Consider the following 24,854-nt stretch of genomic DNA (forward strand, 5'->3'; position numbering starts at 1 on the left):
CAACCGCGACTGCCACTATCAATTCGGCGAAGCAAATCGATCTTGGCGACGCGACTTACTAGATTCGGCAATGTGGTTGATTGGGACATCCCCCGCACGCCGACGAGCGTCGGCGTGCTGCTCGGGCTGGCCGGCGAACGCGGCGTCAGCCCGGAAACCTGCCTCACCGGCTCTCGACTGACTGTCCAAGGTCTGCAGCGCCCGGGCGCCGAGGTCACCGCCCGCCAGGAACTGACTGTCGTCACGAATCTGCTTGAGGCGCTGGACTATCCCGATGACCTCGGCGTCGAGGTCGGGCTGCGCTATCGGCTTGCCACCTACGGCATCTTCGGGTTCGCCTTGATCAGCAGCCCGACCTTACGCAGTGCGATCGACGTCGGCGTGCGCTATCTCGACCTCACGTTCGCCTCGTCGACGCTCGGTACCCGGGTGGTCGGCGACGAGTTCCACTTCGTCCTGGAGGCGCCGGGCACGCCCGACCGCGTCCGCCGATTCGAAATCGACCGGTTGGCCACGGCGGTCGCAGTGATCAAACGGGAACTGTCGGCAGACTTGCCGCCCTTGGGCGTCCGGTTCACCCACCGCCGGCCTGCCAATCTCGAGCGGTACATCGCCGCATTCGACGCCGAGCCGGAGTTCGATGCACCCGAGAACCTGCTGATTCTGCCCATCGACGTGCTCGATCTCCCACTGCCGCAGGCCAACGCCTACAACTCCGCCGCCACCCAGGAGCAGTGCCGCAATCTCCTCGAAGAGCGGCGCAGCCGGACCGGACTCTCGGGCCAGGTTCGCGACCTGCTACTGGCGTCCCCGGCGCAGCCACCGAATGCGCACGAGATCGCCCAAGCGCTGCTGATGAGCCCGCGGACGTTACGCCACCGGCTCGGCGCCGAGGGCACGTCGTACCGCGAACTCCTCGACGAGATCCGCCAGCGCCTTTCAGAAGAGATGCTGATCGGGGGTCGCTTGACCGTGGCCGAGACGGCGAGTCGACTCGGTTATGTTGAGCTGTCGAGCTTTTCGCAGGCGTTCCGCCGGTGGCACGGGATGAGTCCGCGGGCCTTCCGGGCGTCCCGCACGTGAGAGCGAAAGGGCGCGGCGCCGGCCATTGTCCGCGGTTACGCGGCGCAGTCCCACCAGTCGAGCAGTCGTGTCCCGTAGAGCGTGAGCCACTTTGACGGCTCCCCGGCCGGCACATCGACCTCGAACCACACGCGGCCCGGCTGCCGGCCGGTCTGCAACCAGGTGCCGTCCGGCTGCCGGGCCGCCCGAACGATGTCGACCGCGTCGCTCAACCGGGGATCCGGTGCGCTGCCATCCTGCAGTGCGGCGCGGCGGAAGTACTCACCCGCATTGAGAGCGCTGTAGGACCACCGCATCGGATAGCTGAAGTCGTTGATCCATTGCCCCACTGGCTGGTTCGTGGTGAGCCGATTGAGCAACCGGCGTTCGAGCAGGTACTCCTCCCCGCGCCGGCGTGCCGCGTGGATCTCGGTGCTGCCCGAAGTGGCGGCCTCGAAAGCCAGCAGCCCCTTGAGCGAGTTCAGAGTGGAATGGAACGACGATCTCCGCGATCCTTCGACCCAGTCACAGTTCCACCCGCCGTCGGGCAACTGATGCTCGAGAAACCAGTCGGCGAGGCCGTCGACGTCCGCGCCCAGCCACACGCCGTTGGCCAGGGTCCAGGCGTTGATGCAGCAGTCCACCTCACCGGACCAGTACGGCAGGTCGTCGTACTCCCAGCGGCAGTGCGCGTCGAGCAGCTCGGCGGTGCGGCGTTCCCGCAACACCGATGCATCAAGTCCCCACTCCCGCAGCGCATTCAGCGTCCAGGTCGTGGCCGTCCATGGCTGGCCTTCCTCGGGCCGCTCTGGGTCGTCGAAGTCGTAGTCCGCCGGGAAGAACGCGCCGCCGGCCCACTGGCCGTCGGGATCCTGCAGTGCGAGCAGGCGTGCACCGAAGCCCTGGGTCGCGATGCGCGACCGGGTTCCCTCCCACACCGCGGCCGGCGCATCGAGAAGATCGCACTCGACCTGCCAGCGCAGCGCCGGGTCCGAGTCCAGCAGCCAGTCCGTAAGGGCCACGCTCGTCATCAGACCGCCATCACGCTAGGAGCAGTAGACCTGGCCGTTGAGTACGCAATTCGACGGTGGCGTGTAGGTGCCACTCAGAATGCCGCGGATGCCTCCGTTGGCCGTACCACCGGGCGGAATCACGCGGTTCCAGCTGGCGGGGGTGATCACGTAGTGCGTGCCGTACTGGGCGAAGGTGCTGCTCCACACGTGCGAGATCGACTGCCCGACCGGCATGTCGAACTCGATCTTCCAATCCGCCATCGGCACGGTGCTGTAGTTGGTGACCACAAAGCGCGCGATGAACCCGTCCTGCCAGGTGTGTTGCACCACGAGCCGCGCCCCGGCCGCGGCCGCATGAGCGACCGGAGTGCCGACGAGTCCGATGAAGGCGACCGTCAATGCGGACACGACGACGTGAAGCGCTGCGCGGCAGCGCTTCACACGAGAGTCCGGTCCAGTCATCGCAGCCCAGACTAAGGCTCCCCGATGCGTGCCCTCTCCCGTGGCGCAGGTGCGCTGCCGTACCTTTGCACGATTGCAACCGGCGCGAGATCGCGCACCCGGCTGGGCGTCGACATCCATCAAAATTTTTCTGCGACTTGCTTGCACTCGCCGACGTCGAGTGCTAAAACAAATCTATGCCAGCCGACACAGATAATCGAGCTGGAAGCGCATAGATGGCACAAGAGAAAGGACAGATGGAGGTGGCCACGATGCTGCTGCGTACTGACCCGTTCCGAGACCTGGATCGCTTCACCCAAGAAGTCCTCGGCACCGCGGCCCGTCCGGCGGCGATGCCCATGGACGCCTGGCGCGACGGCGATGAGTTCCACGTCGAGTTCGACCTGCCCGGCGTCAATGCCGATTCCCTCGACCTCGACATCGAGAACAATGTGGTGACTGTGCGCGCCGAACGGTCCCCGGTGGATTCGTCGCGGGAAATGCTGGCCGCCGAGCGGCCGCGCGGCGTCTTCTCCCGACAGCTGGTGCTGGGCAACAACCTTGACACCGGCAGGATCACCGCGGACTACCGCGATGGGGTGCTCCGGCTCGTGATCCCGGTGGCCGAGAAGGCCAAGCCGCGCAAGATCACGGTCAGCAGAACCGGAAACGCCAAGGCGATCGACGAAAGCAAAGTGATCACCGAGGACGGCAGCCCTGTCACCAACACGGCAGCGGCCAAGGAGCCGGTGAACGCCTGACCGGGTCGATGCGCCGGTGCCGGGCTGGACGCTGACCAGCCCGGCACCGGCCGGCCAACTTTCCGCGACTGCGGCACATTCTTGAATGGTCGGTGTCATGCCGACAGTGCAAGGAGGTGAAAAGTGATGCAGCACAGCATGATTGCGGCGCCGGCCGCGCCTGACACCATCACGCCAGAAGAGCTGGCCCAATCGCTGGGTGTGGACGACCCCACGATGGTGATAGCGCTGATCGCCGAAGTCGACGCGATCTTCTGCGCCGCTGAAGCTCCTTGCCGTCAGCAACCGACGCCACCAGCGGTCGGGTGCGCTCTATACGGGCCCCGGTGCGCTGGTCGGTCTTTGGAGTCCACATGTCGGCGACCGCGGCGCGGGCCGGTGCGCCGTATGACGCCGGTGCAGCGCAGCCCTCCGGGATCGATAGCCGCTGCAGCAGTCATGTGAGCCGGTGGTTCCTCCACCACCCCGAAGGCTGGGCCGTACGCCGCCAGGGCCACACCCTGGGCGCCTACCAGGAGGCGCCGACGCCCAATCTAGGCAAACCCTCCCCGGCGGCAAGGCCCGGTCTTCACGTCGGCCAGTTTCGTCGTCCCTGCCTTTGGATACCCCTGCAGAAGGACCAAAGACAGCCAACTCCTGAAAACAGGAGGAGACGAAAGGAGCTCGACGTGGCGTTCTCGCAGATCGCATCGAAAACAATGGCAGCCGCTACCGGCATCGCGGCCGCCGGAATCCTGGCGGCAACCCCGGCGCTCGCCGACCCGACAGCAGTGATGTTCGGCCAGCGAGCCGAGATTCCCAGCCCCGGTGGCGCGATCGAGTACACCGTCATCAACCTGCAGCCGAGTGGACACAACGACGGCATCTGGTACTCGGATGTGACAGCGCGCGCCGTGAGCGGTGCGCCGACGCCGAACATCTCCGATTTCAACGCGCGGGCCGTCAACAGCTCGACATATGCGGACATGAAGGGCAACGAGGTCGAGGGCCTGCCCAACCAGCCAATCGCCCCGGGCAGCTATGCCACGGGTCGAATCTACTTCGATGTCCGGAACGGAACCGCGCCCGACAGCGTCGTGTACCGGGATGCCGGCGGCAGTGACAAGGTGGTCTGGAAGAGCTAGCCAGACTGCGATGGCGGATTTCCGCCAGCGCTGCCCGCGACGTGGCCAATAACGTCGACTCGTGACCACAACTGCACACCGAAGTCCGGTAATCACCGGCACCACAGTCCTTTTCATGTCGCTGGCCGCCGCCTTGGGGACCGCGACGATCTACCCGCTCCAGCCGGCCATCGCCGACATCGCACGATCGCTGGGCTCCGGCACGGCGATGGTCGGTGCGGCGTTGGCCTGCGGTCCGATCGGCTACCTGCTGGGGCTGGCGCTCCTGGTCCCGTTGGTGGACAGGTTCTCGCCGCGGCGGGTGGTCGCCTGGCAGTTCCTGGCGCTCGGCGCCGCGCTCGCACTGACCGCCGTTGCCGGCACTGTGTGGCTGGTCGGGTTCGGATTGCTGCTGACCGGCGCCTGCTCCGCGGTGGGCGCGAGTCTGAGTTCCGTTGTCGGTCGCCTCGCGCCCGCGCACCGGCGCTCGACAATTCTGGGTATCGTCACGGCCGGGATTTCGGCCGGCATCCTGGCCGGCAGGATCGCCGGCGGCTGGTTGAGCGACGTGATCGGCTGGCACGCAATGCTTCTCGTGGTCGCTGCCGCGGCCTTCGGAGTCGCCGGCGGCTGCCTGCTGTTCCTGCCGACCGCGACCGGAGCCGTCGAACAGAACTATCTCGCCGGATTGGCATCGCTGCCCCGGCTGCTCGCCCGTGACCGCGTGTTACGCCGTGGCGCGCTGCGCGGATCACTGTGGTTCTTCGCGTTCTGCGCGGTCTGGTCCGGAATCGCGGTCGCGTTGTCGCAACAGCCATACTTCCTGTCTGCCAAGCAGATCGGGCTCTACGCCTTGGCGGGTAGCGCAGGGATCTTCGCGACGCGCGTCGCCGGCGTCTACACCGACCGATTGGGCTTCCGGCCCGTGGTCCTCGTCGGTCTCGCGGTGGCGGGCGCCGCCTGCCCGGTCCTCGCCTTCGGCTTGGGCAGCCCACTGGCGACCATGGCGGCCCTGGCCGCATTCGATACCGGCCTGTTCGCGGCACAGGTGGCGAACCAGACCACCATCTTGGCGATCGATCCGTCCGCGCCTGCCCGATTCAACAGCGCGTACATGCTGGTTTACTTCGTGGGCGGAAGCCTCGGGACGGCGTTCGGCGCGGCTGCTGTGGCTTCATGCGGTTGGCCGGCGACCGTCGGCGCTTGTGGCGCAGCACTTCTCGTCGCCGGGCTGCTCACCGGCGGTCGACCGCTCCGCGAGCGGTGACGGCCTCCTCAGATGGTGCGTTTGAGGCCGACGTGCGCGGCGTGGTACCCGAGGCGGTCATAGAACGCCCGAGCCTGTTCGCGCGCTTCGTCGGTGGCCACCTGGGCCAAGCGCGCACCGTGTGCCCGGCCGTACTCGTGCGCCCACTGCACCAGGGCCGTACCCAGTCCTTTTCGGCGCTCGGCCGCGGTGACCCGCAGACCCTCTATCTGTAGTCGGGTCGAACCGCCGCGGGACAGCCCGGGAATCACGGTCAGCTGGACGGTCGCAACGATCACATCGGAACAGTTGCGGACCACCCCGAGGTAGTTGGAGTGGTCACGGACGAGGCCGTCATACGCCGCCTCGTAGTCTTCGAGGTCCGCGGTTTCCCGGTCCTGGCCGAATTCATCGTCGGACAGCAGCGCGACGATCGACGCGACATCGTCACGGGCCGCCCGTTCCACCCGGAAACTGCGGTCTCCCACCCGCAGTAGTCCCCGCACCGAGGTTCGCGCTTGCGACTGCAGACGCGTCACCAAGAGGTCCAGCCATGCCCCGACATTCGTTCGCGCCTCGCGGGTGTCGGGATAGCGACATCGCAGATGCAGGCCGGACTCGTCCAGGATGAACCACAGCATGACGCCGTCGGTCTGGATGGCGGCGCTCACGTACTGAGCGTCCAGCCCGACGTCGTCGATGCGAACCGGAAGACGCCGCAGATCCAGCCATGAGATCGCGAACATCCCGGGCGACATCGGCATGCCGCCCCATGGGGCCAGCACGTCCGCCAATGGCCACGACCCGAGTTGCACTGCTTCTTTGACCGCGGCAGCCGCGGCACGTGGATCTGCGACGGTCGACTCCAGAACCGAATTGGTGATGAACCAGCCCACCGAGTCGTGCCAGGTGGTATCGAAGCGACTGTGCACCGGGAAGACGGCGCGAAGCGGCGCGTCGGCCAGCTCCCGGGTCACGGCCGTCATCGCGGCCACCGCCAGCGCGAGCGTCGACACGCCGTCGTTGCGGGCCTGCACGGCGAAAGCCGCACTGGCGTCGACATCGAACACATCCCGGACTTCGACGCGCTCGGGCCCCAGCTCAGGTTCGCCCAGAGGCAGCGGGAATCGCGGCATCACCCCGCCGCTGTCGGCGATGATGCGCGCCCACGTTTCCCGGACGTGGTCCGGCGCCGCGGGACGATCGAGCAGCGCCTGGGTGTGTTCGACGAAAGCGGGCGCCGGCGGCAGCGAAACCACGCGCCCGGTGCGCGCAGCCGCGAGCAGCGCCAGCAGATCCCGGGCGATCACCAGCATCGACCACATGTCGACGTGGCTGTGGTCCGCCGCTATCACCACGGTCAAACCAGCGGCGGTTTCCAGCAGGCACAACCGGTGTGAGGGCTGCTGATACGGCGAGCAGGCCGCATCCAGGACACCGCGCAGCGCGTCGTTCACCGCCTGGCCGGCAGCTATCTCGTGCTCGACCCAACCGGCCGGACGCACTTCGATCTCGTGCAGTTGCGGATCGCCGTCCGGTCCTGCCGAAAATGCGGTCCGCAACGTGCCGTGGCGGGCCACCACCGCCAGCCACGCAGCGGCCAGCGATTCCCGGCTCACGCGGTCCGGCAAGCGAATGGACAACGCCATCCAAGAGCCCGGCCGGGCCCCTGCGCCGACATGAATCCGCTGGTCAAAGGACACCGGAAGCTGCCGACCCGGCGCCGACACCGCGACGTCGTAGCCCCAGAGCCGTCCGAACGGCAGTCGCAGGTGCGAGACGTTCGTGAGCCGCATGGCGGTACCCTAGCGCCCCGGTTAGCCTGAATGCTCGGTCAGCAGGTCGACGCCACGACGAGGCGATCGGTTACGGAAAGAGTTGCCTGATGCCTACTTTCGCAGTTCCCGGAGCCGAGCTTGCGGTTGAACTGAGCGACGAAGGTGGCCACCCCGTTGTCCAACTCCACGGACTCACCTCCAGCCGCGCGCGCGATCGGGTGCTCAATCTCGACCTCGGCCGGGGGCTCAGCGGGACGCGGCTGCTGCGCTACGACGCGCGTGGCCACGGCAAGTCGACGGGCCGGAAAGTCCCCGCGGACTACCGGTGGGAACAGCTCGCGCAAGACCTGCTGAATCTGCTCGACCGGTGGTTTCCCGGCGAACCGGTGCACGGGGTCGGGCCGTCGATGGGCACCGGGACGCTGTTGCATGCGGCGTGCCGCGAACCAGAACGATTCACGGGACTGACCTTGATGGTGCCGGCCACCGCGTGGGAGACCCGGCGCGCGCAGGCCGCGCACTACGAGGCCGCGGCCACGCTCATCGAGACCGAGGGCGTCGGCGCGTTCATTGCGGCCTCTCGTGGCGCGCCCCGGCCGCCGGCGACCGTGGGTGCACCCGAAACCGTTCCCGATGTCGCCGACGCCCTACTGCCGTCACTGTTTCGCGGTGCCGCGCTCAGTGACCTACCGACGCCCGAAGCCATCGCGCGGATCGACGTGCCGACAACGATCCTGGCCTGGATCGACGACCCGGCCCATCCGCTCTCGACCGCCGAAGCCCTTGCCGCGCTGATGCCGCGGTCCACCTTGACGCTCGCTCACACACCGGAGGACGTCGAGACGTGGCCCAAGATTCTGAGCCAGGATGTCGGCCGCCGCGGCTGACCGGTACTTGACGCCGCCCTTGACATCGACGTAACACTGCTGCCATGAGGCGTCCCTAGTGTGAAGCGGTCATTCACGTAGGGATAGGAACTGCATTGAGCGGAAATACCACCCGCTTGCGAGCGATCGCCGGCGTCCAGGCCTATACGCCCCCGGCGTACACCTTCGACCCGGCCGAAGCGCCCGGCGAGATCTTCGGCACCAACGTATTCACCAAGGCCGAGATGCAGGCGCGCCTGCCCAAAGCGATCTACAAATCGGTGGTCGCCACCATCGAGAAGGGCGCCAAGCTGGATCCGACGGTCGCCGATGCCGTCGCCGCCGCGATGAAGGACTGGGCACTGGAAAAGGGCGCGACGCACTACGCGCATGTCTTCTATCCGATGACCGGCCTGACTGCCGAAAAGCACGACAGCTTCCTCGAGCCGGTCTCTGACGGGCAGGCCCTGGCCGAGTTCGCCGGCAAGACGCTGGTGCAGGGCGAGCCCGACGCGTCGAGCTTTCCGTCCGGCGGTCTGCGGTCCACGTTCGAGGCCCGCGGGTACACCGGTTGGGACGTCACCAGCCCGGCGTACATCCTCGAGAACCCGAACGGCAACACACTCTGTATCCCAACGGTTTTCGTGTCGATGACCGGCGAGGCGCTGGACTACAAGACACCGCTGCTGCGCAGCCAGCAGGCCATGGGCATCCACGCGGAACGCATCCTGACGCTGTTCGGCCACAAGGATCTCGAGAAGGTCGTCTCGTTCTGCGGTCCCGAGCAGGAGTACTTCCTCGTCGACCGGCACTTCTTCCTCGCCCGGCCCGACCTGATCAATTCCGGCCGTACGCTTTTCGGCGCCAAACCGCCCAAGGGCCAGGAGTTCGACGACCACTATTTCGGTGCCGTCCCCGACCGGGTGCTGGGGTTCATGATGGACACCGAGCGGGAGCTGTTCAAGCTCGGCATCCCCGCCAAGACGCGCCACAATGAGGTCGCCCCCGGGCAGTTCGAGGTGGCCCCGATGTTCGAGCGCGCCAACATCGCTTCCGACCACCAGCAGTTGCTGATGACCGTGTTCAAGACCATCGCCAAGAAGCACGGCATGGAATGCCTGTTCCACGAGAAGCCGTTCGCCGGCGTGAACGGCTCGGGCAAGCACGTCAACTTCTCGGTCGGCAACGCCGAACTGGGGTCGCTGCTGGTGCCGGGCGACACGCCCCACGAGAACGCCCAGTTCCTGGTGTTCTGCGCCGCCGTCATCCGCGCGGTGCACAAATTCGCTGGGCTGCTGCGGGTTTCGGTCGCATCGGCGACCAACGATCACCGCTTGGGTGCCAATGAGGCACCGCCCGCGATCATCTCGATCTTCCTGGGCGATCAGCTTGCCGATGTTTTCGAGCAGATCGCCAAGGGCGCTGCGACGTCGTCGAAAGGCAAGGGCAGCATGATCATCGGTGTCGACACCCTGCCGGTGCTGCCGACCGACCCCGGTGACCGCAACCGCACCAGCCCGTTCGCGTTCACCGGCAACAGGTTCGAGTTCCGGGCACCGGGCTCGGGCCAGACAGTGGCGGTCCCGATGATCGTCCTCAACACCATCATGGCCGACTCGTTCGACTACATCGCCACCAATCTGGAGCAAGCTGTGGCCGACGGCGAAGACTTCGACACGGCGGTGCAGAAGCTGCTCACCGAGGTGATCACCGAACACGGTGCGGTGGTCTTCAACGGTGACGGTTACTCGGAGAACTGGCAGGCCGAGGCGGCGTCCCGCGGGCTGCCGAACCTGAAGACCACGCTGGATGCCATCCCGGAACTGATCAAGCCCGAGGCGGTGGCGGTCTTCGAGAAGTACGGCGTCTTCAACGAGCGGGAGTTGCACAGCCGCTATGAGGTACGCCTGGAGCAGTACGCGCTGACGATCGGCGTCGAGGCCAAGCTGGCGCTCGAGATCGGTTCCACCATCGTGCTGCCGGCCGCGCTGCGCTACCAGACCGAGCTCGCACAGAACGTCGCCGCATTGACGGCGGCTGGTATGACGCCGAGTTTGACGCTGCTGCAATCGGTCTCGGAGCCGATCAGTGCGCTCAGTGACGCGTTGGCCACGCTGAAGGCGGCACTGTCGGAGCATTCGGCCGCGTCGGCCTATGACGAGGCCAAGCACGCGCAAGTTGCGTTGCTGCCCGCCATGGAGGCGGTCCGTGCCGCGGCCGACACGCTGGAGACGGTGGTGGCCGACGACCTGTGGCCGTTGCCGACGTATCAGGAGATGCTCTACGTCCTCTGACCGTCCACATCACACGCCGGTGGCACCATCGATCCGTTCGCGGATGACGTCGGCATGCCCGCAGTGGCGGGCGTACTCGGCGATCATGTGCGTGTAGATCCAGCGCAGATTCACCTCGCCACCCATGAACGGGCTGGTGTCGTCGAGCCGGCGCGCAGCGCAGTTGGCGCGCGCATGGGCAATCTCGTCCTGCCAGATCCGGAACGCGAGCGGGTACGACGACTCCGGTGACAGCTCGAATCCGCCGTCGTGGCCCTCGGGGTGATCCGCGGGCCCAAAAATCGGTGGTGCCTGCTCACCGGCGAGCACCCGGCGAAACCAGTTGCGCTCCACCTCCGCGGCGTGCCGCAGCAACCCGAGCAGCGTCAGCTCCGACGGCGGCGCGGACGCGGTGCGCAACTGCTCGTCGTCGAGACCCTCGCATTTGGCCGCCAACGTTGCGCGGTAGAAGTCCAGCCAACCCTCGAGTGTGGCGCGCTCGTCGGCATTGATGGGCGGCACCGGCCGCTGCACGGAAGTCACGCTTCCCGATGGTGCCAGGCCATCCCGACATTCTGCCGATCGCCCAGGAAAATCCGATGTCTGTCGAAACCCGGGGTAGCCGTTCGTGTAGAAGGTGAAGGGTGGCAACCGGCCGCCCCGAATCGAGGAGTGACGGTCATGCACTACCTACTCGCCATGCATCAGCCGGTCGGCGATCCGCCGCCGCCGGAGGTGCTGGGGCCGATCATGGATGCCCTGGACGCGGTCGAGCACGACATGAAGGCAGCGGGCGTGTGGGTGTTCTCCGGTGGCTTGCACGGTCCTGACGCGTCGACCGTGGTCCGGGTCCACGACGGCGCGGTCCTGACGACGGACGGACCGTACGCCGAGGGCAAGGAACACCTGGGCGGCTTCACCATCATCGACGTGCCCGATCTGGATTCCGCGCTCGGCTGGGCCCGCAGGCAGGCGGAAGCCGTGCGGCTCCTGCCCATCGAGGTGCGCCCGTTCCGGGGCGATCTGAGGGGCTGAACGCGGCCGTGCTAGAGCTGCCGCCCGCAGAGATCGCCGGCGTGTTCCGGCGGGAGTACGGGCGCGCGGTGGCTGTCCTGGTCCGTCGATTCGGCGACATCGACCTCGCCGAGGAGGCGGTCCAGGACGCCTTCACCAAAGCAGTGGACCGCTGGCCGCAGACCGGCGCGCCGCCGAGCCCCGCGGGCTGGATCATCACCACCGCCGCGCACACGATCATCGACCGGTTCCGCCGGGAAACCGTCCGCGATGAACGGCACGCGCAGGCGGCACTGCTCTATCCGGCGGCCGATGACGACAATCTCGAAGAAGGCCCCGTGCACGACGACCGGTTACGCCTGATCTTCACCTGCTGTCACCCGGCGCTCGCCCTCGACGCGCGCGTCGCACTCACGCTGCGATTGCTCGGCGGCCTGTCCACCAAGGAGATCGCCCGTGCCTTCTTGATCTCGGAAAGCACTGTCGCGCAACGGCTGGTCCGCGCCAAGCGCAAGATCCGCGACGCCCGCATCCCCTACCGGGTGCCGCACGACAGTGACCTACCCGAGCGTGTGCACGGCGTCCTCGCGGTGGTGTACCTCATCTTCAACGAGGGACACACTGCAAGCTCAGGCGACGATCTCGTACGGGCCGAACTCACCGCCGAAGCGATTCGGCTCGGCCGGCTGCTGGCCGAGCTGATGCCGGACGAGCCCGAGGTCTGGGGACTGCTCGCGCTGATGCTGCTGACCGATGCACGACGCGCGGCGCGAACAGATGCGGACGGCAAGCTTGTTCTGCTGGCGGACCAGGACCGCGGTCGGTGGGACCGCGGCCTCATTGCCGAAGGGCAGGCGCTGGTCCGCAGATGCCTGCGCAGGAACCAGCCCGGGCCCTACCAGATCCAGGCCGCCATCAACGCCGTGCACAGTGACGCGCCGACCGCCGCCGCCACCGACTGGCACCAGATTCTCGCCCTGTACGACCAGCTGATGGCGATTGCCCCGACACCCGTTGTCGCCCTCAATCGCGCCGTGGCGGTTGCCGAGGTCCATGACCCGCAGACGGCGCTGGATCTGGTGGAAGCGCTCGACCTGGCCGGCTACCACGTCTATCACGTGGTCCGCGCCGCACTGCTGTCTCGTCTCGGCCGGACAAGCGAGGCGGCCGACGCCTACAGCCGCGCTGCCGACCTGACCGCGAACCCCGTCGAACAGGCATACCTCACCGGCCGAGCGTCAGGAGATCGACGAGTTCGGCCGGATGCGACAGCATCGCCATGTGACCGCCGGGCATGACCTCGGGTTCGATGCCGAGACGGTCCGCGACCACGCGCCGCATGAATCGCTCAGGGAAGAACCGGTCGTCGCGGAACAGGATGAACCGCGTCGGAACCTGCGGAAGCGCTTCGGCCGGCCACGGTTTCAGCGACGGGGTCTCCGATTGCGCGCGTTCGACCTCCTCCGCGACCACGGCGGGGTCGACACCGTTGTAGTACAGCGCGACGGCGTCATCGACTTCGTACCCACCCGCGGCGGCCGCTTCCCGTTGCGCGGCAACACATCCGGTGGCGCTCCACCAATCACCGGGGCGTTCGCCCGGCCGGGGAACCATCGCCGAGACGTAGATCAACTCCGCAGCACCGGCCCGCGGGCAGGCCAGCGCTCCGGTGAACCCGCCGAACGAATGCGCCACGACCACAGGCGGTTCGCCGTCATCGAATGGTTGTGCCGCGACCACGTCGGCGTACGTGTTGAGGTCGGCCGCATCATCGGCGCATGGTAGGTCCACCGCGATGCCGCGGTGCCCGCGAACAGCCAACTCGCGCACCACAAATCGCCAGTATGACGGATCGCATCCGCCACCCGGAACGAGCAGGAACGTCGTCACAGCCTGCCGACGACGAAAGTCGCGGCCTGGTCGGCCATGCCATTCGAGCCGTAGGTGATGTGCGCGAACGACGGCCCACCCGCGGGGGCCCCGTTGCAGATGGTGTCGTCGGGTACGCACAACTCGATGGTCTTGGCCACGTACGCGGGCCCGATGGCTATCGGCGGCGCGCCGATGTCCGCCATGAACTGCGACGAGGGCTTTCCGAACAGTACAAGCGCCGCAACGTGATTCGCGATCGTCGGCGGCATCGGCTTGGGCGCGTACCAGGTGTACTCCGCCAAGTCCGCCGGGATCTCCTTCGGCAGCGCGTTCGCGGTCGTGAACCCGGAAACCACTGCGCCCTGCGAGTATCCGCCGAGGACGATCCTGGTCTGTGGGCAGGCCGCGGCCGACGCTTCGACGTGTGTGGCGGCGTCCTTGACCCCGTCGACAACGCTCTGTACGAAATCCAGCCGGTTCCCGAAATCGCTGCTGGCGGCATAGTTCACCGGATATACCGCCACCGACTTGTTGCCTGCCTGGGCCTGCAGGGCATCGACGAAGGCCCGGCCGGCCATCCCGATACCCGGGGGTTCGCTGGTGCCGCGGGCGAACACCACCTCGACATCGGGGCACGGGTCGGCGGACGCCGGTGGTGCCGGAGCGCCCACAAACGCGGAAGCGACGACCGTGGCGACCCCGACGACATGGGCTAACCGCCTGGCTCGGAACAGCTTGATGATGTCCATACCAGCTTCACCGCCTTGCACCAGCTAACTGCGACCGGTTTTTCCATGCTGACACACAGCAGATGGCGAGCGATACCCGCGAGCCACAGGAATCTGCCAAGAATCCACCACCAAGGGCGCCGCCCCAGCATTGACCCATGACTGCTCGGTGTAGTCGTCGGACGTGAGGTCAGGCGACGGTCACGGTGTCCCCGACGACCGACGCCGCCTTCGGCGCCAGCGGCTCCTCTGCCGGACCGGTGACGACGGAGCCGTCGACCGCACTGAATTTGCTTCCGTGGCAAGGGCAGTCGATGGTGCCGTCGGAAACCTTCGACACCGTGCACTGTTTGTGGGTGCACACCGCGGTGAACGCCTTGAACTCACCGGCCTTCGGCTGAGTGACGACGACCTTCGCCGCGGCGAGGACCACTCCCCCGCCCACCGGCACATCGGCAGTCTTCACCGAGGGTGCTGCGGCCTTGGTCTCACTGCTCGTGGACTGGCCGGCCGGCGATGGCGACTCTTTCCCGCCACAGGCGGCAAGCACCACCCCGGCACCGACGGCACCCGCACCGAGGAGTACCCCACGGCGGCTCGGGTGTCCGGCGTCGGCCATGACCGGCTTACCGCCGACCACCGCCGTTGTATCCGGGCGAGGCCACCTCGTCTTCGGTCAATTGGTAGGGCGGCGTGAACAAGCTGGGGTCATCGAGCGAGGATTCCGGCGCATTGAACGGACCTTGAGCCGCTTCCGGAGCCGCGGGCGCATCCACCTGCGGCACACAGGTGCCTTCGGAGGCGACCAAGCCGTCCGAGCACTGCAGTTCGTCGGCGTGCGCGATCGGCATGCTGATCAATGCAGCCACCGCAGATGCAACGCCGAACGTTGCTGCCCCCATTGACATGCGAGCGAATCGCGTGGTCGTTGCACTCATTTCATACCTACTCTCCGGCGCTATCTGGTTCGGTGAAGGTAGCACCATTGAGACCGCTGTGACTGTTCGTTTCGCCACTTGAGTCAATTGCGTTTACACACAATTTTCACAGCAGACCGTAGGCCTGCTCGAGCGCCAGCAACGCCTCGCCGGTCTTGATGGCCAGCTTCTGCATGTGCGGCATCGAGTCGCGGCACCCGGTGAAACCGAAATTCAAAGTGCCCGAGTAGCTTTGACATGTGATGTTCAGGCCGACACCGTGGACGGGAATCGACACCGGATAGGTGGACACCAGCTCGTTGCCCCGGAAGTACAGCGGATAGTCAGGTCCGGGGACATTCGACAAGATGACGTTGTAGGACGCCGGTGCCACCTTGGGGGCACCCACCGTCGCCGCTCCGGTCTGCACGAGGAACGGCGCCATCAGTGCCGCGGTGTAGGCCAGGATGGCCGTGCTGGTCATGCCCGACAACTGATCTTTGGCCGCCTTCGTCGAGGCGCTGATGGTCTCGATCCGCTCGCGGGCGTCGGCGAGGTCGGTACCCAGTGTCGCGAGAATGGCGCCCACGGCGTTGCCGCCGCCGGGATCGTCTTTCGGGCGAATGTTGACCGGCAGCATGGCGATCAGCGACTTTTCGGGCAGGGCGTCGAGTCCGAGGAGATAGTCACGCAGTCCACCGCCACAGATCGCGAGCGCGACGTCATTGAGAGTCGCGCCGGCCGCATCCGCAACGGCCCGCAGCCGCGCGATGTCGTACTGCTGTGTGGCGAACCGCCGGCTCCGGCCGATGCGACCGTTGAAGATGGTGTGCGGCGCCTGGCCCGGCCCGACGAGCGGATTGCTCCTGCTGACCGCGGTCACGGCCAGCTTGGCGAACGCGGCAGGCAGATCGATGACGGTCGACAACTCCGAGGTGACGGACCGCAGCAGCCCGCCGATGTCGGGGATGAGGCTGCTGTCCTTCTCGTCCGTCTTGCGCTCCCGCTTCGGCACCGGGTTCCGGAAGAACAGCGGGGTGTCGGTGTCGGACGGGTCGGTCGACATCGACCGGATGAGCGTCTTCATCGCCGTGTAGCCGTCGACGAGGGAATGGTGCATCTTGACGTACAGGGCGACGTTTCCGTCGTCGAGGCCCTCGATGATGTGCAGTTCCCAGGGCGGTCGCGTCAGGTCCAGCTGGCGAGCATGCAGGCGGGAGATCAGGATTCCCAACTCACGCTGGTCGCCGGGACGGGGCAATGCGGACCGCCGGACGTGATACATGACGTCGAACTTCGGGTCCTCGACCCACCGCTGCAGTGGATTCAGCAGGAACCACGGCGTCTGCAGCTTCATGTTCCACGGCGGCTCGATCTCGTTCGACCCGTAGATCTCGTCGCGCAGCTGATCCAGGATGTCCCCGGCGTCGCCCGATGTCGGGCGGAACTGCATGAGTCCCGCCACATGCATCATCGTCTCGGGAGATTCGGCCGCCAGGAACATCGAATCGAGCGGCGACAGTCGTTTGCTGGTCACCCGGGTGAACATACTGCGGTCACCGCGCGAAGACGGCGCCTTCGATGAGGATCGTGGTTCCGACCGCAATGAGGACCACGGGCAGGATGAGGTGTCCCCACCGCGTGAACGTGTCGGCGACGACCGGATGCGAGGCGAAATACCGGCCGGCGATACACCACACCCCGACCCCGAGGAGAAACACCGTGACGTACCAGGCGACGGTGCCGGCAGTGGCGACCATGAACATCGGCACGTAGACGCCCACGTTGTCGCCGCCGTTCGCGAAGGTCACGGCGGCGACCTGCCAGACACCCGGCGCGAACGACGCCGGCCCGCCGTCGGCTTCCGACGGTTCGGCGCCACGACCCCGCCAGGCCGCCCAAGCTGCCCTGAGCCCCAACGCGATTGGCAACAATCCGAGGCACGGCAGGACGGTGACCGGTAGCAATGCCGCGCCGACAAGCGCGGCACATATCGACACCACCAAGATGGCGGCGAAACCCAGGTACTGTCCGGCGGCCACCCGCGCGGCCGCGCCGCGGTGGCCCCGGGCCTGGCCGAAGAACACCGCGAGCACCACGAGATCGTCGATGTTGGTGACGGCGAAGGTCGCTACCGCCGACGTGATGATGGTGGCGCTCATCGCCGTGGACATTACGGGACGCTGCCGAGCCGCAGCGCAGAGTTCGCCTCGCGGCTACCTGGCCGACGCCGGCCCATGACACAGTGCCCGCGTGACCGTCGACGCGGCGAGTGGCCTGCAGCGCGCCGTCGACCGATTTCACCGGGGCTGTGAGCTGGCCGTCGGCCGGCTGCCCTTCGGCCTCAAATCGATTGTCGCTCCGACGTTCCTGGGTTTCGCACTGATCAACGGCTGCACGTTCGCGATCGACCTGTTGTTGCTCACCGGATTGCGCGACGGGTTGGGATTGCCACTGGCAGGGGCAGTCACGGCGGCCTATGCGAGCGCGTTCGGGCTCAGTTATGTGCTGAATCGAATCTTCAACTTCAGCTCGCACAGCGCGGTGGGTCCGCAGCTCGCCGTCTACGTCGTCGTGGTCGCCGTCAACTACCTCGCGTTCATCCTCGGTGTGTCGACCGGGTTGTCGGCCCTGGGCGTCGAGTACCACGTCGCCCGGATGGCCGCGGGCGTTTGCGAGGCGGTCTACATGTACGCCGCGATGCGCTGGGTGGTGTTCCGGCACTGAGCTCGCGGTGACGTGCGTCTCATGGCGAGCAAGAATGCTGCGACGGTGTTAATTTCGCCTGGTCAAGTTGTACTGAGGTACCAAACGGGGGTAGTCGGGGACGGCAGGGCACATCAGACGCGCCGGCGAGAATCATTCGCTCCACGCCGCCATCACCGCCGCTGACTCATCAGCGAGATTCCACGTACGTCACCACGGGCGACATCGTCGCCCGATTCGTGGCGCGCTGCGTATCAACCGTAATTCCGTCCTCGTGCACAGATAGGAAACTGCCCAGTGGCCCGCCTGAACCGCTGCAGTGCAATAGGTTTCGTTGTCGCACTCTGCGTGGCGATCGGCGCGGAGCCGTCGGCGGCGGCATCGGACGAAAGCCCCGACGTCACCTTCTATCTGCAGGGCACCTGCTTGTGCGCTGTGTCGCCGACCGCCCGCGAGGCCCTGGGACTGGCCGACGGGTACCTGGATTCCAGCGGCACCATCCATGGCATCGGGTATCCCGCAGGCCTGTTGTTCGGCGCGGACGCAGTCATCGGGAGCACCAAGGTGAACGCGACCCTCGCCACCGTTCCGGACGGCGCCGCCGTCACCCTCGCCGGCCTGAGCCAGGGCGCCATCGTCCTGAACTACGTGAAACTCTCGCGGTCGCTGCAGGATTCGTTCACTCGTCACCGTGCGGACAATCTGCAATTCGTGACCTTCGGTGACCCGCAGAACACCACCGGCGGCATCACGACCAAGAATCCGGCACTGCAACTGTTCGCGCCGAACGTGCCAAGGGCGAGCGCATACCCCACCACCGAGATCGTTCGCGAGTACGACGGTTTCTCGGACTGGCCGGACAAGCCAACGCGTTTGGCCGTCCTCAACGCCGTCATGGGAATCGGATTCGTGCACACCGACTACGGGTCGGCCGCCAACCCGGCGACACCGGGAACGCTCAAGACCGTCCGCACCAACGCCGCCGGCGGCACCACCACGCATTACGTGGTGCCCACCAGGCGATTGCCACTCACTCAACCGTTGCGCGATGCCGGACTGAACACGTCTCTCATCGACGCTCTGCTCCGGCCGCAGATCGACCGCGCCTACGTCCACCGCCCGCAGGTTGCACCTGGAGATCCGGCTCCCCGGCCGTCGATCGCCGCCCTGGCGGCAAGGGCCCTGAATCCGGCGGCCGCCAAACCGGCTGCTGCCGGCGCCAAGGAGTCTGGCAGCGCGAAGGAAGACAAAGAGAAAGCACCGAAGCCCAAGCGGGGGTTCGGTTTTCGGAAATCTCGCCGTGGCGGGGAATCGAGGAGGTAGTTCGCATGTGGGTCAAGACGCAGGCCGTGACCCTGTCGGTGGTGTGCTCGGCAGCCGTCGTGGTCACCAGCGCCGCACCGGTTCTCCCGGCCGCGCACCCGACGACGGTGCACAGCGCCGAATACCGGTACGCGCTCACGGCGGCAGCCATCGACACCGCCTTCAATCCGATTCGGTACGTCGGCAACGTCGGAGGCGCGGCCCAGGCCGTCGCCACCGACGTGATCTACTGGCAGACACCGGACTTCCCGCTGCTGGTGCTGAGCGCACAGGTTGACTCCAGCACCGGTGAGTACGAGGCCGTGGAGAAGGTGACGTCGACGGCGGGGCACCTGCAGAGTCTGGTCAGCGCGGTCACCGCGTTTCCCGGCGCATCATCCTCGCCACAGGTGAAGCAGCTGGTCAGCGGAATCGGATCGGCCGGCGCCGCCGCGGCCGGCGCCACGCGTACCGTGACAGCCACTCTGGCGCCCCACCTCGCGCCGCTGACGCCGGTGATCTACGTCGTCAGGGTGCTGCGGGCCGCGGTCGGCGTCTATTACGCCGTGGCCACGCTCTCGACCACGGGAGTCGGCACGGTGCTGAGCGGGCACAACCCGTTGACGGCAGTCGCCAATGTCGTGTCCTCGGTCCAGAGCCTGGCCAACGTCCTCACCCACGCGCCGCGCCCGGCCGCGTCGGTCTCGACTGGCACGACTGGTACGACCGCCGGGGCGACCGCGACCGCGGCGCAAACGGTCGCGCAGCCGACCGCTGTTGTCGCGCGGACCCTAGCGAAGGGCGCCAAATCAAAAGCGAAGCAGGAAGAATCGGCAGCCAAGAAGCCCGGTGACCACGCCACCGCACCCAAATCGGCTGCCGCACCGGCCACGTCGACGGCTGCCGCCGAGCAGCAGGATGCCAAGCCGGCGACACCCACCAAGAAGTCCAAGCGCGCCGCGAAGGGTGACGACTCGTCGGCCAAGGTGGACGCCGCCAAAGCCGCCTCGTCCAAGGAGTCCAAAGAGTCCAAAGAGAAGGGCGAGCACGGCCGGCGTAAACACTGAGCGGCGGTGGGCGTGCGCTAGAACAGAGGTACGCGCCAGCACCGACGAAGGGGACGCCCGCCATGGCGAAGACGCACCACTACGAGCTCGACGTGACATGGACCGGCAATACCGGCACCGGAACCTCGGGCTACCGCGAGTACGACCGCGCGCACGACGTCAGCGCCGACGGCAAACCCACGATCGCCGGCTCCGCTGATCCTGCTTTCCGCGGCGACCCGCAGCGCTGGAACCCCGAGGAGCTCCTGGTGGCGTCCCTGTCGCAGTGCCACATGCTGTGGGTCCTGGCGCTGTGTTCCCAGGAGGGCATCGTCGTCACCGGATACGCCGACCATCCGTCGGGCACCATGGCGCAGACCCCTGACGGTGGTGGGTATTTCACCGAGGTGGTGCTGCGTCCGGTCGTCGAGATCGTCGACGACCGGCACCGCGAGGCGCTCACGAGCGTCCACGAGCGGGCCCACCACCTGTGTTTCATCGCCAATTCCGTCAACTTCGACGTGCGGTGCGAACCGCAGGTGAGCGTCGCCGAATCGGCGTGACCCACGGTGCCGCCGTGGGAAAATGGCGCATGACCATCAAGCTCGACGCACTCGATTCCGCGCTGCTGTCGGAGCTGGCCGCCGACCCGCGGACGCCGATCCTCGAGCTGGCGTCGCGGCTGAAGGTCGCTCGAAATACCGTGCAGGCGCGCATGAAGCGGCTCGAAGAATCCGGCCTGGTGCGTGGCTACCCGCCCAACATCAACCTGTCGCAGCTCGGGTTCGCGGTGCATGCGCTGGTCTTCATCGAGACGGACCAGACCAAGATGAACGCCATCATCGAAGCTCTGCAGGACGTCCCGCATGTACTGGAGGTCCACGCCACGACGGGACGGGCGGATCTGCTCGCCCGCATCGCCGCGCAGACGCAGGAAGAACTGCTCAGCGTGATCCAGCGCGTGCATCGCATCGACGGCGTCAAACACTCCGAAACCATGCTCGCGATGGCGACTCCGGTCGAATACCGATCGCTTCCTCTCGTGCAGCACGTGACGCAACGTCGAACAAAATGATGCGTGCGTCACAGTGTGCCACGTCACAATTGAGCAGTCTGCTCAACATTTTGACCGACTGTTGACGTAGATCACCCACAGGGGCAGATTTCGCTGCACTGATTGCTAATAGTTCGCACCTAGGACTGGCGATCTGAGTGGCGGAAAGTGTGGAGGTTCTCGATGACCAGTGTCCTGTCCCGATCCGAACTCGCAGCGGCCGAACCCGCCGCGCCCTACGACCTCGACGACCGGTACCGCGCCGGCGCCGGCCCCGTCCTGCTGACCGGCGTCCAGGCGATCGCCCGCATGATGGTCGAGCAGCATGTCCGTGACCTCCGTGCCGGCCGCCGCGTCGCGACCTTCGTCTCCGGCTACCAGGGCAGCCCGCTCGGCTGCGTCGACAAGATGCTGCTGGGCATGCCGAACGTGCTGACCGAGCACGACGTCGTCTTCACGCCCGGCTTCAACGAGGAGCTCGCCGCCACCTCGGTCTGGGGCAGCCAGACCGACCTTCCCGCCGGGAAAGCCACCCACGACGGGGTCATCGGCGTCTGGTACGGAAAGGGACCCGGCGTCGACCGCGCGACGGACGCGCTGCGCCACGCCAACATGTACGGCGTCAATCCCCGCGGCGGCGTGCTGCTGCTGGTCGGCGACGACCCGGCATCGAAATCGTCGACCGTGCCCGCCGTGAGCGAACGGTCGCTCGCGGCCCTCGGCATCCCGGTCCTGTTCCCGCGCAACGCCGAAGAGATCATCACCATGGGCATGCAGGGCGTCGCGCTGTCGCGCGCATCGGGCTGCGTCGTGGCGATGAAGATCGTCGCCGACGTGGCCGACGGCGCCTGGACGGTCGACGCCGATGTCGCCGACATCACCATCACCGCACCTGAAATCCTCTGGGACGGCAAGCCGTTCACCTACGTCCAGCGACCGATGGCCGCACCGGCCGACAGCCTCATCGCCGAGGCCGACCTCTACGGTCCGCGCTGGGCGACCGTCCGCGCGTTCGGGGACATCAACCAGCTCGACGTCCTCGAGGTGGATCCGGTGCGTGCAAAGGTCGGCATCGCCGCCACCGGTACCACCTTCGACGCCGTCCGGCAGGCGCTGCTCGACCTCGGCGTCGACGACGCGGCACTGCACCGCGCGGGAATCCGCCTGCTGCGCATCGGGATGCCGTACCCCGTCGGGCAGGAGTCCGTCCGGGCGTTCGCGCGCGGTCTCGAGCAGGTGATCGTCGTCGAGGACAAGACGGCGTTCATCGAAACCCAGGTCCGTGAAATCCTGTACGGCACCGCCGATGCCCCGCAGATCGTCGGCAAGCACGATGCCGCCGGTATGCCGCTGTTCCCGCTCGGTGGTGAGCTGACCGCCGCCCGCCTGCTCGCGCCGCTGCGCCGGGTGCTGCGCGATCACGTCGAGCTCAAGCGCACCCCTCCCCCGCCACTGTCACTGGAAGTGTTGTCCGCCAAGCGAACCGCCTACTTCTGCAGCGGCTGCCCGCACAACCGTTCCACCGCGATCCCGGAGGGCTCCATCGGCGGCGGTGGCATCGGCTGCCACACCCTGGTCACCATGTCCGGCCGCAGTGACAGCGCCGTGGTGGGTCTGACGCAGATGGGTGGCGAGGGCAGCCAGTGGATCGGGCAGGCACCGTTCACCGACGTGCCGCACCTGTTCCAGAACGTCGGCGACGGCACGTTCTTCCACTCGGGTCAGCTCGCGGTGCAGGCCTGCATCGCCGCCGGGGTCAACATCACCTACAAGCTGCTCTACAACGAAGTGGTCGCCATGACCGGCGCACAGGACGTCGAGGGCGGCCTGGTCGTTGCCGGGCTCACGCACAAGCTGACGGCCGAGGGCGTCAAGCAGATCATCATCTGCGCCGACGAACCCAAGCGGCACAACAAGAAAGCTCTCGCGAAGGGCACCCTGCTGTGGCACCGCGACCGCCTCGATGAGGCGCAGAAGGTGCTGCGAGAGATCCCGGGTGTGACCGTGCTCATCTACGACCAGCACTGCGCTGCCGACGCGCGCCGTCAGCGCAAGCGCGGCACGCTGCCCACCCGCAACACGCGCGTGGTGATCAACGAAGCGGTGTGCGAGGGCTGCGGCGACTGCGGCACCAAGTCGAACTGCCTGTCGGTACAGCCGGTCGACACCGAATTCGGCCGCAAGACCCGCATCGACCAGACGTCGTGCAACACCGACTACACGTGCCTCGACGGCGACTGCCCGTCGTTCGTCACGGTCGAGCTGACCCCGGAGAAGAAGGGCCGCAAGACATCCCGGCGCAAGGCGCCGGAACCGCCGCGGGTCGCCGATCCGGGGTTCGGTGTGCCGACCGGCACGCAGAACGTCCTGCTCGCCGGCATCGGTGGCACCGGCATCGTCACGGTGAACCAGGTGCTGGCGACCGCCGCCCTGCGCGCGGGCTACGAGGTGGAGAGCCTCGACCAGATCGGCCTGAGTCAGAAGGCCGGACCGGTGGTGTCGCACCTGCGGTTCTCGACCGCCGCCCTCGAGCCGTCCAACCGGCTCACCTCGGGCAGTGCCGACTGCATCATCGCCATCGACCTGCTCACCGCGACCGACAACCGGAACCTGGCCTACGGCAGTGCCGAACGAACCATCGCGGTCGCCTCGACGAGCCAGACCCCGACCGGCGACATGGTGTACGACAAGTCCGTCGCCTACCCGGAGACCCAGTCGTTGCTCGACCGGCTGACCGGCGTCACCCGCACGCTGACGCACTTCGATGCGCTGGCCGCGGCACAGGCCCTGTTCGGCAACACCGCAGCGGCCAACTTCCTGGTCGTGGGTGCCGCCTTCCAGAACGGCGGCCTGCGCCTGCCCGCGGCGCGCATCGAAGAGGCCATCGGCATCAACGGTGTCGCGGTCGCTGCCAATGTGGCGGCGTTCCGCTGGGGCCGCGTCGCGGTGGCCGATCCGGCCGCGTTCGCCGCCGCCGTCGAGGCCGCCCGGCCCAAGGCCCGGCCCGCGGTGGCCAGCCCGGAGCTGCTGGCCAGCACCACGTTCGGCGGCGAGGTGCGCAGGCTGGTCGAACTGCGTGCCGGTGAACTGGTCCGCTACCAGAACACGAAGGTCGCGCGGCGGTACGTCGAAACGGTGCAGGCCGTGTGGCAGCTGGAGCGCACCATCACCGACAACACCGCCTTCAGCGAGGCCGTCGCCCGCGGGCTGCACAAGTTCACGGCCTACAAGGACGAATACGAGGTCGCCCGGCTGCTGGTCGACCCGGCGTTCCTGGCCGATGTGCAGGCGCAGGTGCCCGGTGGGGAGAACCTCACCTACAAACTGCACCCGCCCGTCCTGCGCGCCATGGGCCGCACGAAGAAGGTCGGCTTCGGACCGAAATCGCATGTGGCACTGAAGATGCTGGCCAAGGCCAAGGTGCTGCGCGGCACCAAGCTGGACCCGTTCGGCTACGCGCACGTGCGAAAAGTGGAGCGGCAGTTGCTGTCTCACTACACGGCCATGGTGCTGCGCCTCGCCGCCGAACTGACCGTCGACAACTACACCACGGCCGTCGAGGCAGCCGGACTGCCCGACATCGTCCGCGGTTACGAGGACATCAAACTCGGCAACGTCGAGCTGTACTGGGCACGCCTGCGCGAGCTCGGCATCCCGGCCTGACCGGCCCCA

24 protein-coding genes are annotated in these 24,854 nt (G+C 67.1%); 14 read left to right on the plus strand and 10 right to left on the minus strand.

The annotated features are described in order from the left end of the window. The first annotated feature begins 72 nt into the window (after positions 1-72). Positions 73-1,083, plus strand: a complete 1,011-nt coding sequence (locus tag ACJH6H_RS08110; protein WP_212811404.1) for an AraC family transcriptional regulator — start codon at positions 73-75, stop codon at positions 1,081-1,083. A gap of 35 nt (positions 1,084-1,118) precedes the next feature. Here ACJH6H_RS08110 and ACJH6H_RS08115 read toward each other — a convergent pair whose 3' ends face one another. Together ACJH6H_RS08115 and ACJH6H_RS08120 are read right to left on the minus strand one after the other, a co-directional pair. Beyond that, the gene (locus ACJH6H_RS08115; RefSeq protein ID WP_212811403.1) at positions 1,119-2,093 is read right to left on the minus strand and encodes a squalene cyclase; all 975 of its coding nucleotides are present in this window, start codon (positions 2,091-2,093) and stop codon (positions 1,119-1,121) included. A 15-nt stretch (positions 2,094-2,108) separates the two neighbouring features. After that, complete coding sequence (locus tag ACJH6H_RS08120; protein WP_212811402.1) at positions 2,109-2,537, minus strand: cellulose-binding domain-containing protein; 429 nt, start codon at positions 2,535-2,537, stop codon at positions 2,109-2,111. Positions 2,538-2,788: 251 nt separating this feature from the next. Here ACJH6H_RS08120 and ACJH6H_RS08125 point away from each other — a divergent pair, with 251 nt between their 5' ends. The 3 genes from ACJH6H_RS08125 to ACJH6H_RS08135 all read left to right on the plus strand — a co-directional run bounded on the left by ACJH6H_RS08125 (position 2,789) and on the right by ACJH6H_RS08135 (position 5,647). After that, positions 2,789-3,277 carry an Hsp20/alpha crystallin family protein gene (locus tag ACJH6H_RS08125; protein WP_244872940.1) on the plus strand — a complete coding sequence of 163 codons (489 nt, stop codon included), beginning with the start codon at positions 2,789-2,791 and terminating at the stop codon, positions 3,275-3,277. A gap of 668 nt (positions 3,278-3,945) precedes the next feature. Beyond that, entirely contained in the window at positions 3,946-4,401 is a 456-nt protein-coding gene (locus ACJH6H_RS08130; RefSeq protein ID WP_212811401.1) for a DUF1942 domain-containing protein, read from the plus strand. A 61-nt stretch (positions 4,402-4,462) separates the two neighbouring features. Beyond that, entirely contained in the window at positions 4,463-5,647 is a 1,185-nt protein-coding gene (locus tag ACJH6H_RS08135) for an MFS transporter (RefSeq protein WP_244872539.1), read from the plus strand. A gap of 8 nt (positions 5,648-5,655) precedes the next feature. Here the strand turns inward: ACJH6H_RS08135 and ACJH6H_RS08140 are convergent, their stop codons facing one another. Further along, complete coding sequence (locus ACJH6H_RS08140) at positions 5,656-7,422, minus strand: GNAT family N-acetyltransferase (RefSeq protein WP_212811400.1); 1,767 nt, start codon at positions 7,420-7,422, stop codon at positions 5,656-5,658. Positions 7,423-7,511: 89 nt separating this feature from the next. Here ACJH6H_RS08140 and ACJH6H_RS08145 point away from each other — a divergent pair, with 89 nt between their 5' ends. Both ACJH6H_RS08145 and ACJH6H_RS08150 read left to right on the plus strand, forming a co-directional pair. Beyond that, positions 7,512-8,291, plus strand: coding sequence for an alpha/beta fold hydrolase (locus ACJH6H_RS08145; RefSeq protein WP_212811399.1), 780 nt, complete (start codon positions 7,512-7,514; stop codon positions 8,289-8,291). A 95-nt stretch (positions 8,292-8,386) separates the two neighbouring features. Next, entirely contained in the window at positions 8,387-10,564 is a 2,178-nt protein-coding gene (locus ACJH6H_RS08150) for a glutamine synthetase III (protein WP_212811398.1), read from the plus strand. Between the two features lie 9 nt (positions 10,565-10,573). Here the strand turns inward: ACJH6H_RS08150 and ACJH6H_RS08155 are convergent, their stop codons facing one another. Next, positions 10,574-11,086, minus strand: coding sequence for a DinB family protein (locus ACJH6H_RS08155; RefSeq protein WP_212811397.1), 513 nt, complete (start codon positions 11,084-11,086; stop codon positions 10,574-10,576). A gap of 138 nt (positions 11,087-11,224) precedes the next feature. Here ACJH6H_RS08155 and ACJH6H_RS08160 point away from each other — a divergent pair, with 138 nt between their 5' ends. Both ACJH6H_RS08160 and ACJH6H_RS08165 read left to right on the plus strand, forming a co-directional pair. Beyond that, positions 11,225-11,578, plus strand: a complete 354-nt coding sequence (locus ACJH6H_RS08160) for a YciI family protein (protein ID WP_318985023.1) — start codon at positions 11,225-11,227, stop codon at positions 11,576-11,578. Positions 11,579-11,586: 8 nt separating this feature from the next. Next, complete coding sequence (locus tag ACJH6H_RS08165) at positions 11,587-12,855, plus strand: RNA polymerase sigma factor (RefSeq protein WP_371824544.1); 1,269 nt, start codon at positions 11,587-11,589, stop codon at positions 12,853-12,855. Here ACJH6H_RS08165 and ACJH6H_RS08170 read toward each other — a convergent pair. The 6 genes from ACJH6H_RS08170 to ACJH6H_RS08195 all read right to left on the minus strand — a co-directional run bounded on the left by ACJH6H_RS08170 (position 12,782) and on the right by ACJH6H_RS08195 (position 17,236). Continuing rightward, on the minus strand, positions 12,782-13,390 hold the full coding sequence (locus ACJH6H_RS08170) for an alpha/beta hydrolase (protein ID WP_244872538.1): 609 nt from the start codon (positions 13,388-13,390) through the stop codon (positions 12,782-12,784). The two genes, ACJH6H_RS08165 and ACJH6H_RS08170, sit on opposite strands and share 74 nt — an antisense overlap. 53 nt (positions 13,391-13,443) lie before the next feature. Beyond that, positions 13,444-14,178, minus strand: a complete 735-nt coding sequence (locus ACJH6H_RS08175) for a cutinase family protein (protein ID WP_244872537.1) — start codon at positions 14,176-14,178, stop codon at positions 13,444-13,446. Positions 14,179-14,347: 169 nt separating this feature from the next. Beyond that, positions 14,348-14,776 (minus strand): ubiquinol-cytochrome c reductase iron-sulfur subunit, encoded by a 429-nt coding sequence (locus ACJH6H_RS08180; protein WP_406774612.1) that lies wholly within the window; start codon positions 14,774-14,776, stop codon positions 14,348-14,350. Between the two features lie 7 nt (positions 14,777-14,783). Then, on the minus strand, positions 14,784-15,008 hold the full coding sequence (locus ACJH6H_RS08185) for a hypothetical protein (protein ID WP_346415790.1): 225 nt from the start codon (positions 15,006-15,008) through the stop codon (positions 14,784-14,786). A gap of 193 nt (positions 15,009-15,201) precedes the next feature. After that, positions 15,202-16,623, minus strand: coding sequence for a wax ester/triacylglycerol synthase family O-acyltransferase (locus ACJH6H_RS08190; RefSeq protein WP_212811392.1), 1,422 nt, complete (start codon positions 16,621-16,623; stop codon positions 15,202-15,204). Positions 16,624-16,630: 7 nt separating this feature from the next. Further along, positions 16,631-17,236: a cadmium resistance transporter gene (locus ACJH6H_RS08195; protein WP_406774613.1), complete on the minus strand. Its 606-nt coding sequence runs from the start codon at positions 17,234-17,236 to the stop codon at positions 16,631-16,633. A 91-nt stretch (positions 17,237-17,327) separates the two neighbouring features. Between ACJH6H_RS08195 and ACJH6H_RS08200 the strand changes: the two genes are divergently transcribed. The 6 genes from ACJH6H_RS08200 to ACJH6H_RS08225 all read left to right on the plus strand — a co-directional run bounded on the left by ACJH6H_RS08200 (position 17,328) and on the right by ACJH6H_RS08225 (position 24,845). Further along, a complete protein-coding gene (locus tag ACJH6H_RS08200; RefSeq protein WP_406774614.1) occupies positions 17,328-17,801 on the plus strand; it encodes a GtrA family protein in 474 nt (157 codons plus the stop codon). A 327-nt stretch (positions 17,802-18,128) separates the two neighbouring features. Then, positions 18,129-19,103 carry a PE-PPE domain-containing protein gene (locus ACJH6H_RS08205; RefSeq protein ID WP_406774615.1) on the plus strand — a complete coding sequence of 325 codons (975 nt, stop codon included), beginning with the start codon at positions 18,129-18,131 and terminating at the stop codon, positions 19,101-19,103. 5 nt (positions 19,104-19,108) lie between these two features. Continuing rightward, complete coding sequence (locus tag ACJH6H_RS08210; RefSeq protein ID WP_406774616.1) at positions 19,109-20,149, plus strand: hypothetical protein; 1,041 nt, start codon at positions 19,109-19,111, stop codon at positions 20,147-20,149. Between the two features lie 62 nt (positions 20,150-20,211). Then, positions 20,212-20,691 carry an OsmC family protein gene (locus tag ACJH6H_RS08215; protein ID WP_212811387.1) on the plus strand — a complete coding sequence of 160 codons (480 nt, stop codon included), beginning with the start codon at positions 20,212-20,214 and terminating at the stop codon, positions 20,689-20,691. Positions 20,692-20,720: 29 nt separating this feature from the next. Then, positions 20,721-21,203, plus strand: a complete 483-nt coding sequence (locus ACJH6H_RS08220; protein WP_061001308.1) for an Lrp/AsnC family transcriptional regulator — start codon at positions 20,721-20,723, stop codon at positions 21,201-21,203. A gap of 162 nt (positions 21,204-21,365) precedes the next feature. Continuing rightward, positions 21,366-24,845 (plus strand): indolepyruvate ferredoxin oxidoreductase family protein, encoded by a 3,480-nt coding sequence (locus tag ACJH6H_RS08225; RefSeq protein WP_406774617.1) that lies wholly within the window; start codon positions 21,366-21,368, stop codon positions 24,843-24,845. The last annotated feature ends 9 nt before the right edge of the window (positions 24,846-24,854 follow it).

The organism is Mycobacterium sp. SMC-21 (genome assembly GCF_045310825.1).
In the GTDB taxonomy this organism is placed as follows: domain Bacteria; phylum Actinomycetota; class Actinomycetes; order Mycobacteriales; family Mycobacteriaceae; genus Mycobacterium.

Excerpts from the sequence above, each read along its gene's own strand:
- ACJH6H_RS08140 (WP_212811400.1), bottom strand. The coding sequence starts at position 7,422 with ATGCGGCTCACGAACGTCTCGCACCTGCGACTGCCGTTCGGACGGCTC.
- ACJH6H_RS08185 (WP_346415790.1), bottom strand. The coding sequence starts at position 15,008 with ATGCCGATCGCGCACGCCGACGAACTGCAGTGCTCGGACGGCTTGGTC.
- ACJH6H_RS08120 (WP_212811402.1), bottom strand. The coding sequence starts at position 2,537 with ATGACTGGACCGGACTCTCGTGTGAAGCGCTGCCGCGCAGCGCTTCAC.
- ACJH6H_RS08145 (WP_212811399.1), top strand. The coding sequence starts at position 7,512 with ATGCCTACTTTCGCAGTTCCCGGAGCCGAGCTTGCGGTTGAACTGAGC.
- ACJH6H_RS08125 (WP_244872940.1), top strand. The coding sequence starts at position 2,789 with ATGCTGCTGCGTACTGACCCGTTCCGAGACCTGGATCGCTTCACCCAA.
- ACJH6H_RS08225 (WP_406774617.1), top strand. The coding sequence starts at position 21,366 with ATGACCAGTGTCCTGTCCCGATCCGAACTCGCAGCGGCCGAACCCGCC.
- ACJH6H_RS08220 (WP_061001308.1), top strand. The coding sequence starts at position 20,721 with ATGACCATCAAGCTCGACGCACTCGATTCCGCGCTGCTGTCGGAGCTG.
- ACJH6H_RS08175 (WP_244872537.1), bottom strand. The coding sequence starts at position 14,178 with ATGGACATCATCAAGCTGTTCCGAGCCAGGCGGTTAGCCCATGTCGTC.
- ACJH6H_RS08215 (WP_212811387.1), top strand. The coding sequence starts at position 20,212 with ATGGCGAAGACGCACCACTACGAGCTCGACGTGACATGGACCGGCAAT.
- ACJH6H_RS08115 (WP_212811403.1), bottom strand. The coding sequence starts at position 2,093 with ATGACGAGCGTGGCCCTTACGGACTGGCTGCTGGACTCGGACCCGGCG.
- ACJH6H_RS08160 (WP_318985023.1), top strand. The coding sequence starts at position 11,225 with ATGCACTACCTACTCGCCATGCATCAGCCGGTCGGCGATCCGCCGCCG.
- ACJH6H_RS08190 (WP_212811392.1), bottom strand. The coding sequence starts at position 16,623 with ATGTTCACCCGGGTGACCAGCAAACGACTGTCGCCGCTCGATTCGATG.
- ACJH6H_RS08180 (WP_406774612.1), bottom strand. The coding sequence starts at position 14,776 with ATGGCCGACGCCGGACACCCGAGCCGCCGTGGGGTACTCCTCGGTGCG.
- ACJH6H_RS08195 (WP_406774613.1), bottom strand. The coding sequence starts at position 17,236 with ATGAGCGCCACCATCATCACGTCGGCGGTAGCGACCTTCGCCGTCACC.
- ACJH6H_RS08210 (WP_406774616.1), top strand. The coding sequence starts at position 19,109 with ATGTGGGTCAAGACGCAGGCCGTGACCCTGTCGGTGGTGTGCTCGGCA.